Raw genomic sequence first — 12,927 nt, 5'->3', positions numbered from 1 at the left:
CGTCGCACCTCCCCACCACCCCACCCGCTCCACCGCACCGTCCGAAGGGAGATCGCCGTGAACGATCTCTTCACCTGGGCCGCTCTCGGCAGCCTCACCGGCGCCAGCGCCGCCACCCTGCTGACCGCCAACGTCGTCGGCGGGCTGATCGGCCCCAACGGAGACAAGGCCCGCAAGTGGATCGCGCTGGGCGTCGCCCTCGCGCTCTCCTACGCCACCGCGGCGTTCGCCACCGACGCCGGCGCCGAGAAGTGGATCATCGCGTTCTTCAACGGGCTGGTCATCTTCTCCGCCGCCCTCGGCGCCAACCAGCTGCCGCCGGGCAACCGACAGGCGACGCAGGCGTCGCCCACCCAGCTCGCGCAGGGCCGCGAGCCCCGATTCATCCGCTCGTGGGTCTGAGAGAGGTGAGTCCCATGATCTTCGGATTCGTCAGCGCCGCCGTCCACGTCGTCCTCGGCGCCCTGCTCGGCGGCCTCGCCGGCGGGGTCCTCGGCAGTGTGATCGGCGGAGTCGTCGGGCTCCTCGTCGGCGCCCCGTTCGGCTGGGCGGTCGCCTCGGCCGGGGTGTACGGCCCGGACGCCCGCGGCGTCGCGCTCTTCGTCGTCGACCACACCTGGAGCCTGCCGAACACCGCCGCCGGCGCGCTCTTCCTCGCGGCGCACCTGGTCTTCGGCCACCGGCTGGACCGGACCGTCTCGCAGCACAGCTGCCGGGTCAACGTCGTCGAGGGCGTCTCCCCGCGGTACGCCACCACGATCGGCACGGTCTGCGCCGGCTCCAGCCCCGGCATCCAGCGCCACGAGGACGTGCACATCCTCCAGGGCCGGCTGCTCGGCCCGCTCTACCTGCCGCTGGTGGCGCTGAACTACGTCCTGTTCACCATCGCCCCGGTCTGGCTGCTCTGGCACGACCACACCAACGCGCCGATCAACCGCTTCACCCGGTACTTCGAGATCGGCGTCTACCCGCACGTCTGGAACGAGGCCATCGCGTACCGGATCCAGGGGACGCCGCCGCGATGACCGACGACGGGCGTGGACCGATCGAGGCGGCCACCGCCGACCTGGCGGCGTGGCTGGCCGGGGCGGCCGGCGTGGCCGTCCCGGTCGGCCCGCCCACCGACGGCGGAGCCGCCGACGGGCTGACCGTGTGGCCGCTGGAGCTGCGGCCCGCCCGGCAGACCCACGGCACCGGCGGCCGCCAGGCGTACCGGTTCCACGTCCGGCACCTGCTCGCGGCGGCCGGGCCGGCGGCACTGCCCCGGCTGGACCGGGTGCTCGCCGCCGCCGTCACCGCAGGCGAGCCGGAGGTGGTGCTGGAGGCCGGCGACCCGGGGCTGTGGCGCGCGTTCGGGGTGCCGCCCCGGCCGGCGCTGCTGATCGACGTGCCGGCGCAGGTGGCCCGGCCGACGCCCGTCGCCCCGCCGGTGCTGCGTCCGCTGCGGCTGCGGCAGGTGGCGATGCGCCACCTGGACGGCCGGCTGGTCGGCCCGCAGGAACAGCCGCTGGCCGCCATGCGGGTCGAACTGGCCGGCACTCCGCACGCGACGCACACCGACGCCGCCGGCCGGTTCCGGCTCGACGGCGTGCCGCACGACCCGGAGCAGCCCGGCCGGCCGGTCCGTCTGCGCCTGGTCGGGCGCGGTCACACCCTCACCGCCGAGGTGGACCCGGCCGACACCGACCTCGTCATCGTCTGCGCACCGCCGGCCCGCTGACCCGAGCAGCACCAGGAGGAACGATGCCCCACTACTTCTCGCCCGGCATCTACGTCGAGGAGGTGCCGGGCGGCGCCCACCCGATCGGGCCGATCGGCACCAGCACCGCCGCGTTCGTCGGGGTCGCACCGGACCGCGCCGCGCACGTGGACCGGGCGATGCCGGTCAACAGCTGGTCGGAGTTCCTGCGGCTCTACGCCTCCGGCGAGCGTCCGGAGAGCACGCCGCTGGCCCGCGCGGTCTTCGGCTTCCTGGACAACGGCGGCACCCGCTGCTGGGTGGTCAACGTCGGCGAGGGCGGCCAGCTCACCGGCTCCGGCCAGCGGCGTACCGGCCTGCAACTGCTGGAGGCGGTCGACGAGGTCGCCATCCTCGCCGCGCCCGGCTTCCACGACCCGCTCTCGCACGAGGCGCTGCTCTCCACCGCCGAGCGGCTGCGCACCATGGTCGCCATCTGCGATCCGCCACCCGGCGTCGACGACGTCTCCGCGCTGACCCGGGTCGCCACCGCCCGCGACGGCAAACCCGCCGGCAGCGCCGGCAAGCCGGACGACGACCAGACGCCGCAGGCGTACCGGCCCCGGCAGTCGGACTTCGGCGCGTTCTACTTCCCCTGGCTGCGGGTACGCGACCCGATCAGCGGCGAGCTGGTGGCCACCCCGCCGAGCGGGCACATGGCCGGCATCTGGGCCCGCACCGACGCCCTGCGCGGGGTGCACAAGGCCCCCGCCAACGAGCCGGTACGCGGCGCGGTCGACCTGGACTACCTCGTCACCCGCCCCGAGCACGACGTGCTCAACCCGAAGGGCGTCAACGTGATCCGCTACTTCGCCGGCGAGGGCATCCGGGTGTGGGGCGCCCGTACGCTCGCCGCCGAGGCCAGCGAGTGGCGGTACCTCAACGTCCGGCGGCTCTCCATCTCCATCGAGCAGGCGATCGCCAACGGCACCCGGTGGATGGTGTTCGAGCCGAACGACTTCTCGCTGTGGCGCTCGATCCGCCGGGACATCGGCGCGTTCCTCACCCGGGTGTGGCGCGACGGCGCGCTGCTGGGCCGTACGCCGGAGGAGGCGTTCTTCGTCAAGTGCGACGAGGAGACCAACCCCGCCGACGTCCGCGACGCCGGGATGGTGGTGGCGCACATCGGCATCGCGGTGGTCAAGCCCGCCGAGTTCGTGGTGTTCAAGCTGAGCCAGTGGGCCGGCGGCGCCGAGACCGAGACGATCGGAGGCTGAGATGACCACCCCTGCCACACCGCAGCCGGGCGCACCGGTCGACCCGTACCGGGCCTACAACTTCAAGCTGCTCGTCAACGGCGTCACCAACGGCCACTTCACCGAGGTCAGCGGGCTGGAGGTGACGATCGGCCGGCGGGCCTACCGGGAGGCCGGCAACGACCGGATCCGGGCGATCCCCGGCCAGGTGGACTACGCCCCGGTGACCCTGCACTTCGGCCTGACCTCGTCGCGCGAGCTGTGGGACTGGGTGCAGACCGCCGCCCGGGGCGCGGTGAGCCGGCGCAACGTCTCGGTGGTGCTGCTGGACGCCGCCGGCACCACCGAGGTGCTGCGCTGGAACATGATCAACGCGTGGCCGATGCGGTGGCGCGGCGCCCACCTGCACACCCTCTCGCAGGAGATCGCCATCGAGGCGTTGACCCTGGCGTACGAGGGTCTGGAGCTGGAGGCGGGCAGTGCCGCCGCGCCCCGCACCGCGTAGCTGGCTCGCCCGCCGGCTGCGGGACGCCGCCGACGCGGCCGAGCGCTGGGCCGCCGGGTCCGGTCCGGACGTCGACCCGCCGGTCGACGTCCCGCCGCGCCGCCCCGGCCAGCCTCCGGAGCACTGGCTGCGGCTGGTCGCGGAGCACGCCCCGGGCCTGCTGCGCGACCTCGACCTGCCGCCCGACGCCGCCGGCCGGTCCGCCGGTCCGGCTCCCTCCGGGGTACGCGGACAGCCCACCGCCACGGGTTACGCGCCCGAGCCGCACCCGACCGCCGGTCGGACGACCCCCGCCGCCCACCGGCCCGGTACCGGCCTCGCCGCTACGGCCGCACCACGACGGCACGGCCACCGCCCCGACCGGTCCGGTACGCCCGGCGACGCCCCTGTCGCCGCCCCGCGCGCCGGCCTCGACCCGGCCGGCAGGTCCACGGTGGAGGGTGGTCGGGCACTCCGGCGGTTCGTCGCGTCCGGCCGCACCACCGCCTCCGGCGACGGCGAGGACCGAGGAGACCTGGCATCCGAGGTCTGGCCCGGCCCACCGGCCGGGTCGTGGCCGCCCGGGTCCGCGTCGTCGACCGGATCGGGTGGCGTCGGCCAGGCGCCGGCAGGGATCCCCGCCCGCCTCCGCCCGGCGGTGCCCCCACCGGGCTGGCTGCCGCCCGTCGCCGCCAGCGCGCCCGGCCGCCCGGCTCGGCCCGGCACCGGACGGGACGCCGGGGCGGCGTCGCGTGCGCTCCCGCTGCTGCGCGCCCGCCCCGGCCCGGTGGACACCGTCGCGCCCGGGCTGCCGGGTGGACCGCACGACGCGACGCCGGCACACCCGCTCGGGTCCCGGCCCGAAGGTCCGGACACTGTCCCTTCCGGAGGACGCCGGGGCAGCCAAGCACCGCACGGCTCGGCGGGTGGGGCCGACGGCTCCGCCGCCCCGCTCCCCGGCGACGTCTCCCTCGGCGGTGTCCGGTTCGCCGAACGGCCCGCCCCGGGCCATCCCGACGGCGCCGGGACCGGGCACCCCGGGTTCTCCCCCGCCGCCCCTTTCGGAACCGGGTACGTCCCGTCCCCGGCCCTCGGACACGCCCCGGGCCGGGCCACCGATGCCGAGCGGTTCCCACCGCCGACGGGTCCCGGGCGGCCCCCGTTCCCGGGCAGCGACCCCGGGCGGGCGGCCAGGAACGGACGGGAGTCGCAAAGGGACGACCCCACCAGCGGCGAAGCGCTCCTCCCCCGCGCCACCGGCCCCGACGGCGTCCCGCCCGTCCCCGACGGCCTCCACGTCGGCGCGGCCCGCACCGCCTGGCGGCCGGAGGGCGATCCGCTCCCGGCCGGCACGGTGCCGCCCGCCGGCCGGTCCGGCCCGGCTCGCCCACCCCACGGAAGCCAGCACGCCGACGACGCCCCGGACGGATGGCGGGCGCACCCCGGGGACCCGTGGCCGGCGCTGCCGGACGAGCCGCCCGGGCCGGGGCGGGGCGCGGTGGTCGTATCCCCGGCGGGGACGACCACGACGGCCCGGTGGTGTGGCGACGACCCGTGGCCGGCGCTGCCGGACGACCGGGACCGGCGGCCGGCGGCGGACGTCGACGCGCGCGGCGCGCGGTGGCGTCGGCTCGACCGGGAACAGCGGGGCGCCTGATGGAGCGGGTGGCCTTCCTGGAGGACTCCTCGGGGCTGCGGGTCGACTGCCTGCTGAACCCGGAGACCGTCCAGGTGACCCGGCTGGCCGGGGTACGCCCGCGTGGCGTCGCCGACGCCCAACTCACCGGCGCCGGCCTGGCCGACGATCCGCTGGTCTTCACCGGCGGCGGCCGCACCGAACTGGTGCTGGACCTGCTCTTCGACACCGACCTGGTGGAAGGGCCGACCCGCCCGGAGGACGTCCGCGCCCTCACCCGTCCGCTGTGGATGCTCGCGGAGAACTCGGCCACCGAGCACGGCTGGCTGCGCCCGCCGCTGGTCCGGCTGGTCTGGGGCAAGACCTGGAACGTGCCCGGGGTGATCGTGGCGATCGCGGAACGCTTCGACGCGTTCGGCCTCACCGGCTCGCCCCGCCGGTCCTGGCTGCGGCTGAAGCTGGTCCGGGTGGCGGAGTCCGCCGACGAGGCGCGGGAGGGCTTCGCCGACGAACTGGCCGCGGCGAGCACCCCCACCGCGGCGCCCGGCTCGGCGGTGGTCGCCACCGGGGACGGCTCGGCGACGCCGGGCCACTCCGGGGTCCGCTTCGACCTGCTCGCCCACGACGCGCTCGGCTCGCCGCTGCGCTGGCGGCTGCTCGCCGAGCACAACCGGATCACCGACCCGCTCGCCGTGCCGGCCGGCACCGCGCTGGCCGTGCCGCCGCTCGCCGCCGCGCCCCCGGCCGACGGCCCGACGCCGGGAGGTGGTCAGCCGTGAGCCCGTGGCCGACGGTGCTGCTCGACGGCGTGCCGCTGGACGCCGCCGCCCGCCGGCTGCGCGAGGTGCGGGTCGCCGCCCGGCTGGACCAGCCCACCCAGTGCGAGGTCACGTACGCCGCGCATGCCGGCCCGGACGCCCTCGACCTCGGCGGCGGCGCGGTGGTGCCCACCGGGGCGGCGCTGGCGGTCCGGCTCGACGACCGTCCGCTCTTCACCGGCGAGGTCACCTGCGTCGAGGTCGAGTACGCCCCGGACGGCGCCGCCCTGCTGCGGCTGCGCGGGTACGACCGGCTGCACCGGCTGCGCAAGCGGCAGCAGTTACGGGTGTTCGAGTCGGTGACCGCCGCCGACCTGGCCCGCGACCTCTGCGCCGAGGTCGGCCTCGACGTCGACGCCGAGACCGACGGGCCACGCCTGGACCGGCTGCTGCAGCACCGGCACAGCGACCTCGACCTGCTGCTGGAGGTCGCCGGCCGGGCCGGGCTGCGCCTGGCCGCCGCGCCCGACCTGCTGCGCCTGGTCACCCTGGACGGGCACGGCGAGCCGGTGCCGCTGACCCTCGGCCGCGGCCTGCACTCGGTGCGGGTCGCGGCCAACCTGGACCGGGCCGCCGGCGGCAGCGCGGCGCTGGGCTGGCACCCGCAGCGGGCCGAGCCGATCAGCCAGCGCGTCGACACCGCCCGCACCGGCCGGCGCGTCCCCCTGGACCCGGACCCGGCCGACGTCGGCGCGGACGGGGTGCGCACCGCCGTCGACCAGCCCGGCCGCAGCGACGACGAACTGGCCGCCCTGGCCCAGGCCGGCCTGGACGCCCGGGTGGCCGCGCTGGTCACCGCCGAGGGGGTCGCCGAGGGTGACCCGGCGCTGCTGCCCGGCCGCCGGATCGCCCTGGCCGGGGTCGCCGAGGACCTGGCCGGGGTGTACGTGCTGACCGAGGTGGTGCACACCGTCGACGGCGACGGCCACCTGACCCGCTTCACCACCGCTCCGCCGCCCGCCCCGGCCCCCGCGTCGACACCCGGCGCGGTGGTGACCCTCGGCGCCGTCACCGACGTCGACGACCCCGACCGGCTCGGCCGGGTCCGCCTCACCCTGCCCGGGTACGGGGACCTGGACGCCGGCTGGCTCGCCGTGCTCTGCCCCGGCGCGGGACGGGACAAGGGGATCGTCGCGCTGCCCGACCCGGGCGACACGGTGCTGGTGGCGCTGCCCGGTGGCGAGCCGGCCTCCGGCATCGTGCTCGGCTCGCTCTTCGGCGCCGTCGAGCCGTACGACGCCGGGATCACCGAGGGGCGGTCCCGGCGCTGGTCGGTACGGACCGCCGGCGGACAGAGCATCGTGGTCGACGACGCGGCGCGCTCCCTGCGACTGGCCACCGAGGCCGGCAGCTTCCTGGAGCTGACCCCGGAGCTGACCACCCTGCACGCCGCCACCGACCTGGTGCTCTCCGCCCCCGGGCGGGCGATGGTCGTACGGGCACGCAGCGTCGACTTCCTGCACGCCGACGCCGCTGAGGACCCGGACACCGCCCGGGACCGGGCCGGCGCGCTCGCCCGCGACGCCTCGGGAGGTGGCTGATGCGCTGGCTGCATCTGCAATCCGTGATCACCTGCGACCACGACGGACGGGTGACCAACCGGGCCTCGCAGCACTGGGTGACCGTCACCGGCGTGCCGGTGCTGGTCGACGACGACCCGGAGGGGCGCAGCATCGTGGCCTGCCCCAACTACGGGCCGACGGTCAAACCGTGCGCGAAGACCCTGCCGGTACGGGTCGGCTACAGCGACTGGCTGCGCGTCGACGGGCGCCGGATCGTGCTGTCGCACCTGGACGGGCTCACCGACGGCACCCCGCCGGGCCTGGTCCACCACACCGTCCGCGATGCGCGGCAGACCCTGGTGGAGGCGGACCGATGAGGGCGTTCCGGTTCGTCGGGGCCGGCTTCGACGCCGGCCGCACCGGTGGCCTGGCGTTGACCGCGGCCGGCGGGCTCGCCATGACCGAGGGCGACGAGACGGTACGCCAGGCGTTGTACCTGCTGCTGTCCACCACGCCCGGCGAGCGGCTGATGCGTCCGGGGTACGGGTCCCGGCTGCACCGGCTGGTCTTCGCGCCGAACGACGACACCACCGCCGGGCTGGCCATCCACTACGTCCGGCAGGCGATCCGGCGGTGGGAGCCCCGGGTCGAGGTGCTCGACGTCGACGCCGGGCCGGACCCGGACGAGGAGTGGCGGCTGGTGATCCGGCTGGACTACCGGGTGCGGGCCAGCCTCTCCCCCGGCCAGCTCGTCCTCTCCGTCGACCTGCACCCCGACACCGCCGACGATCCGCCGGCCGGCCCGCCCGGCACCGCGCCCGCCGAGAGGGAGCCGTCATGACGCTGCCCGTGCCGCACCTGGACGATCGCACCTTCCTCGACCTTGTCACCGAGGCCAGGGAGCGGATCCGACAGTCCTGCCCGGCCTGGACCGACCTCTCCGCGCACGATCCGGGCATCGCCCTGGTCGAGGCGTTCGCGCACCTGACCGAGGTGATGATCTACCGGCTGAACCAGCTGCCGGAGAAGGCGTACGTGCAGTTCCTCAACCTGCTCGGGGTGAGCCGGCACGCGCCCAGCGCGGCCTGGGCGGACGTGCGGTTCAGCCGGACCGGCGCCGACGGCGGCGCGGTGCGGATCCCGGCCGGCACCCGGGTGGCCGCGGCCCGGGGCGCCGACCCGAGACCGGTCGTCTTCGTCACCACCGAGCCGGCGGTGCTGCCCGCCGGGCAGGCCGAGGTGATCGTCCGGATGCACCACTGCGAGCCGGTGGAGGCGGAGCTGCTCGGCACCGGCACCGGGCAGCCGGGGCAGGTGCTGCGGGCGGCGCGGGCGCCGCTGGCCCGTACCGCCGAGCCGTTGGACCTGCTGCTCGGGGTGGAGGTGCCGACCGGGTCGGTGGAGCTCGGCGCGGCGGCCCGCGAGCACGACGGGCGCAGCTACGAGATCTGGCGGCCGGTGGACAGCTTCGCCGGGGTCGGCGCCCAGGCCAAGGTCTACCTGGTGGACCGCTGCTCCGGGGTGGTCACCTTCGCTCCCGCGCTGGACCTGCGCCCGGCGGCCGACGCCCCCGGGCCGGTCGGCGGGGACCTGGTCACCGTGGCGGCGGTGCCGCCGGCCGGGGCGCAGGTCCGGCTCTGGTACCGGGCCGGTGGCGGACGTGCCGGCAACGTCGCCGCCGGCACGCTGACCGGCCTGCGCGACCCGCTGCCCGGGTTACGCGTGACGAACCCGGAGCCGGCCGGCGGTGGGCGGGACGTGGAGACGCTGGACTCGGCGCTGGTCCGGGGCCCGTACGAGTTCTTCGCCCAGCAGCGGGCGGTGACCGCGCGGGACTTCGAGATCCTGGCCGTCTCCGCCGGCCCGGTGGCGCGGGCGCGGGCCTTCACCCGGGCCGCCGTCTACAGCTTCGCCCGGCCCGGGGAGGTCGAGGTGGTGCTGGTGCCGTACGTGCCGGAGCAGGCCCGCCCGGGTGGACGGCTGCCGGTGTCGGTGCTGCGCGCGCACGAGGTCGAGGAGGCCCGTCGCCGGGTCGAGGCGGACCTGGACCGTCGGCGGGCCCTCGGCACCACCTGCCGGGCCGGCTGGGCGCGCTACAAGGCGGTCTCCGTGCGGGCCCGGGTCGTGGTGCGCCGGGAGGAGGACGTCGAGGCGGTGCGCCGGCGCATCCACGACCGGCTGCACCAGACGCTGAGCCCGCTGCCGACGTCGGTCAACCCGGCCGGCTGGGCGTTCGGCGAGCCGCTGCGCGCCTCGAACGTGTACCGGCTGCTGGAGCACGCCGAGCCGGGCGTGCGCTACGTCGAGTCGGTCCGGTTCGTGGTGGACGAGGCGCCCGACGCGGCGGTCCGCGCGCTGGCCGTCGACCAGTACCAGGCGCGGACCTGGTACGCCGGGCGGGGCGAGGTGCTGTTCCGCTCCACCGACGCCGGGGCGGGCTGGGAGCCGGCCGGCCGGTTCCCGGGCGAGACCGTGGTCCGGGTGGCCCCGGCCCCCGCCCCGGTACGCCCCGGCGTCGTGCCCCGCCCCGGCTCGGTGGCGTGCGTGACGCTGGCCGACGGCGGCGGCTCCCGGGTGCACCTGAGCACCGACCTCGGCGAGACCTGGTCGCTGCTGACCGACCTCGGCTCCCGGATCGGCGACGTCGCCTGGATCGACCGGGACGGCGCCGGGGCGCTGCTGCTCGCCACCGACACCGGCCTGTACGAGGTGTCCCTGCTGCCCGGCTCGGTGCCGTTGCAGATCCTGGTCGACCCCGCCGACGCCGACCGCGGGTTCTACGCCGTCCGGTCGTTCGTCTCCGAGCGGGGCGCGCCGGGCGTGGCGGTCGCCGCGCAGGCCGGATTCGGGGTGTACCTCTCCACCGCCGCCGGCCGCCCCGGCACCTTCGCCCACGTCGGCCTGGCCAACGTGGACAACCGGGTGCTCGCCGTGCAGTACGACGGGCCGGCCACCCTGCTCTGGGCCGGCGCTGGCGAACCGGACCCGAAGAAGCCCGGGCAGGGCTGCCACCGCACCCGGCTGTTCGAGTCCGACGTGCAGTGGCAGCAGGTGCAGGCCGGCTGGATCGGCGGCACCTGCCGGGACGTCGCCTTCGTCGGCGCCCTGGCGGTGGCCGCCACGCAGTCCGGTGGGGTGCTCCGGCTGGACACCCTCGCCCCGCAGCCGCAGTGGCAGCCGGTGATGGTCAACTGCGGACTGCCGCTGCGGGACCGGTCCCGCTTCGTGCCGGTGGACGCGATCGCCGCCACCGTCGGCCCGCAACGGCTGATCCTGGCCGGCGGCGAGCGCGGGGTGTACCGCAGCGGCGACGCCGTCGACTGGACGGCCGGCGCCAACCAGGCCACCGCCGACGTGGTGACCGTTCCCGACACCTGGCTGCTCTGCTCCGGCGAGCACGACATCGAGGTGGTGCGGCAGGATGCGCCGAGCGGCGATTGAGCGGCTGCTGCCCGCGGCGTACCAGCGGGCCGCCGTCGACGGCAGCGTGCTGGCCGCGCTGCTGGAGGTGATGGAGGCGCTGCACGCCCCCGACGAGGCGGTGCTCGCCGACGTCGACGCGCTCTTCGCCGCGTACCGGACGCCCGACGGGTTGGTGGCGTACCTGACCCGGTGGGTGGCGATGGACCACGTGCTCGCCCCGCCCCGCCCGGACGCGCCGCTGCCGCTGCCGGTGGGGCGGCTGCGGGACCTGGTGGCGCACGGCGCGCACCTGGCCCGCTGGCGCGGCACCCCGTACGGGATGCGCACCGCGCTGGAGTTGGCCACCGGCGTGACCGGGTTCGTGCTGGACGAGCCGGCCGACCGGCCGTTCCACCTGGTCGTCCGGGTGCCGCCGGCCGCCGCCGGCCTGCTCGCCGCGGTCACCCGGATCGTCGAGGCGGAGAAGCCGGCCGCGGTGACCGTCGAGGTGCTGCCGCTCGGCGACGTACCCGCCGACCCACCCTCGGGCGGGCCGTCCGCCCCGCCGGCCGTGCCCGACGAGCCGGCCGTACCCACCGCGCCGGCCGTGCCCACCGGGCCGGCTGTCGGCCGGGCCGCCGTCCCCCGTCACGTACCGCCCGCACCGTCCGCAGAGGAGCCGTCATGACCACCGAATGGGCCGTCGTCGCCGCCGCCGAGCAGTTCAACCTCGACGCCGGCAACCGCGGCGAACTGACCTTCACCGTCACCAACCCGGGCGCCGCCCCGGACACCGTGGTCTTCGACATCGCCCCGGGCGAGGGCAGCCAGCGGTCCTGGTTCACCGTCGCCGAGCCGCAGCGGGTGGTGCCCGGGCAGGGGTCGGTCTCCTTCCTGGTCCGCCTCGCCGTGCCGCCGGGCACCGCGCCCCGCCGGTACGACATGACCGGCTTCGCGTACTCGGCCAACACCGCGCCGGAGGAGAGTTCCCGCCCCAGCAACCGGGTGACGTACGAGGTCCGGGCCGTCGCCCCGCCCCGGCGGGCGCCCTGGCCGTGGATCGCCGCGGCGGTGGCGCTGGTGGTGCTGGTCGGCGCGGTGGTCGGCTGGTTGGTGACCCGCCCGGAGGACGTCCCTGCGCCGCCGCCCGGCGAGCCGCGGGTGATCACGCTGGAGGCGGAGAGCCTGGTGCCGACGGCGACCGTGCAGTCGCCCACCGGCACCGCGGTACGGGTGGTGACGCAGGCGAACTGCTGCGGCGTGACCTGGTCGGAGAACCAGCAGCTCTTCTTCCTGGGGCTGGCCCAGGGCGATCAGGTGACGATGACCGTCGACCTGCCGGTCTCGGCTGCCTGGCGGTTCTCCGCCGCGCGCACCACCTCGTTCGACTACGCCAACACCATCTGGCAGATCGACGGGGCGCAGGTCGGTGGGACGTTCCTCGGCTTCAGCCGCACCGTGGTCGCCGGTGACCTGGCCGACGTCGGCACCATCCGGCTCGACGAGGGCCGGCACACCCTCACCCTGATCGCGGTGGGCAAGACGCAGGGCTTCGACCGCTACTTCGCCGGCGTCGACCGGATCCGGTTCACCGAGGTCCGTGCGGCGGCGGCCCCGCGATGAGCCGCCGCCGGGTGCTGCTCCTGGCGGGGCTGGCCGTCCTGCTGGTGGCGCTCTTCGCGGTGGCGGCCGGCACCGGGCGCGGCGACCGGGGTGACCCGGCCGACACCGGGGCGGTGCGGTGGCTGGGCCGGCTGGCCGGTGGTGGCGCGGTGGTGGACCCGGCGACGGTACGGGCCGAGTGCGACCGGGAGGGTGACACGCTGCGCGTCGTCGGCGGCTGCGTGCTGCGGGTGGCCGACCCGGGCGGGCTGCGGACGCTGGTGCTGCGCGGCCCCGGCCGCTTCACCGTCACCGCCCCCGCCCCCGGCGACGCCGACCTCACCGTGCGCGACGAGGTGGAACCGGGCGACGACGGGCAGGCGGAGGCCAGGATCGCCGTCGACGACGCGACGGAGATCGCCGTGAACTGCCCGGGAGGTGCGGCGTGCGTGGTCACCATCGCCACCTCCTGACCCGCCCGGCCGGGCCGGACGCGGCCGGACGCCCCACGGCGGCTCTCGCGCCGACGACCGGCCCACGCCGAGACGG

Annotated in this window: 14 protein-coding genes; all 14 read left to right on the top strand. The window is 76.7% G+C overall.

The window, feature by feature from the left end; genetic code table 11:
- Window positions 1–57 precede the first annotated feature (57 nt).
- Genes ACPFP2_RS01795 through ACPFP2_RS01730 form a run of 14 tightly spaced genes read left to right on the top strand, consistent with a single transcriptional unit; the run spans window position 58 to window position 12,851 of the window.
- Window positions 58–402 carry a hypothetical protein gene (locus ACPFP2_RS01795; protein ID WP_424085362.1) on the top strand — a complete coding sequence of 115 codons (345 nt, stop codon included), beginning with the start codon at window positions 58–60 and terminating at the stop codon, window positions 400–402.
- 14 nt (window positions 403–416) lie between these two features.
- Window positions 417–1,025: a glycine zipper family protein gene (locus ACPFP2_RS01790; protein WP_424085360.1), complete on the top strand. Its 609-nt coding sequence runs from the start codon at window positions 417–419 to the stop codon at window positions 1,023–1,025.
- On the top strand, window positions 1,022–1,720 hold the full coding sequence (locus ACPFP2_RS01785; protein WP_424085358.1) for a carboxypeptidase regulatory-like domain-containing protein: 699 nt from the start codon (window positions 1,022–1,024) through the stop codon (window positions 1,718–1,720). Before ACPFP2_RS01790 ends, ACPFP2_RS01785 begins: the two co-directional genes overlap by 4 nt.
- A gap of 23 nt (window positions 1,721–1,743) precedes the next feature.
- Window positions 1,744–2,955 carry a phage tail sheath family protein gene (locus tag ACPFP2_RS01780; protein WP_424085356.1) on the top strand — a complete coding sequence of 404 codons (1,212 nt, stop codon included), beginning with the start codon at window positions 1,744–1,746 and terminating at the stop codon, window positions 2,953–2,955.
- 1 nt (window position 2,956) lies between these two features.
- The gene (locus tag ACPFP2_RS01775; RefSeq protein ID WP_424085354.1) at window positions 2,957–3,439 is read left to right on the top strand and encodes a phage tail protein; all 483 of its coding nucleotides are present in this window, start codon (window positions 2,957–2,959) and stop codon (window positions 3,437–3,439) included.
- The gene (locus tag ACPFP2_RS01770; protein WP_424085352.1) at window positions 3,414–5,075 is read left to right on the top strand and encodes a hypothetical protein; all 1,662 of its coding nucleotides are present in this window, start codon (window positions 3,414–3,416) and stop codon (window positions 5,073–5,075) included. The genes ACPFP2_RS01775 and ACPFP2_RS01770 overlap by 26 nt, the downstream gene beginning before the upstream one ends.
- Window positions 5,075–5,833: a hypothetical protein gene (locus ACPFP2_RS01765; protein WP_424085350.1), complete on the top strand. Its 759-nt coding sequence runs from the start codon at window positions 5,075–5,077 to the stop codon at window positions 5,831–5,833. Before ACPFP2_RS01770 ends, ACPFP2_RS01765 begins: the two co-directional genes overlap by 1 nt.
- Window positions 5,830–7,413: a phage baseplate assembly protein V gene (locus ACPFP2_RS01760; protein WP_424085348.1), complete on the top strand. Its 1,584-nt coding sequence runs from the start codon at window positions 5,830–5,832 to the stop codon at window positions 7,411–7,413. Before ACPFP2_RS01765 ends, ACPFP2_RS01760 begins: the two co-directional genes overlap by 4 nt.
- Window positions 7,413–7,751, top strand: a complete 339-nt coding sequence (locus tag ACPFP2_RS01755; protein ID WP_424085347.1) for a hypothetical protein — start codon at window positions 7,413–7,415, stop codon at window positions 7,749–7,751. The genes ACPFP2_RS01760 and ACPFP2_RS01755 overlap by 1 nt, the downstream gene beginning before the upstream one ends.
- Complete coding sequence (locus ACPFP2_RS01750) at window positions 7,748–8,215, top strand: GPW/gp25 family protein (RefSeq protein WP_424085345.1); 468 nt, start codon at window positions 7,748–7,750, stop codon at window positions 8,213–8,215. Before ACPFP2_RS01755 ends, ACPFP2_RS01750 begins: the two co-directional genes overlap by 4 nt.
- Window positions 8,212–10,815 carry a putative baseplate assembly protein gene (locus ACPFP2_RS01745; RefSeq protein WP_424085343.1) on the top strand — a complete coding sequence of 868 codons (2,604 nt, stop codon included), beginning with the start codon at window positions 8,212–8,214 and terminating at the stop codon, window positions 10,813–10,815. The genes ACPFP2_RS01750 and ACPFP2_RS01745 overlap by 4 nt, the downstream gene beginning before the upstream one ends.
- On the top strand, window positions 10,796–11,464 hold the full coding sequence (locus ACPFP2_RS01740) for a phage tail protein (protein WP_424085341.1): 669 nt from the start codon (window positions 10,796–10,798) through the stop codon (window positions 11,462–11,464). The genes ACPFP2_RS01745 and ACPFP2_RS01740 overlap by 20 nt, the downstream gene beginning before the upstream one ends.
- Entirely contained in the window at window positions 11,461–12,399 is a 939-nt protein-coding gene (locus ACPFP2_RS01735; RefSeq protein ID WP_424085339.1) for a hypothetical protein, read from the top strand. The genes ACPFP2_RS01740 and ACPFP2_RS01735 overlap by 4 nt, the downstream gene beginning before the upstream one ends.
- Window positions 12,396–12,851 carry a hypothetical protein gene (locus ACPFP2_RS01730; RefSeq protein WP_424085338.1) on the top strand — a complete coding sequence of 152 codons (456 nt, stop codon included), beginning with the start codon at window positions 12,396–12,398 and terminating at the stop codon, window positions 12,849–12,851. The genes ACPFP2_RS01735 and ACPFP2_RS01730 overlap by 4 nt, the downstream gene beginning before the upstream one ends.
- Window positions 12,852–12,927 lie beyond the last annotated feature (76 nt).

The organism is Micromonospora citrea, assembly GCF_049629545.1.
GTDB classification, from domain to species: domain Bacteria; phylum Actinomycetota; class Actinomycetes; order Mycobacteriales; family Micromonosporaceae; genus Micromonospora; species Micromonospora citrea_A.
This window is presented reverse-complemented; position numbering and strand designations above follow the sequence as displayed.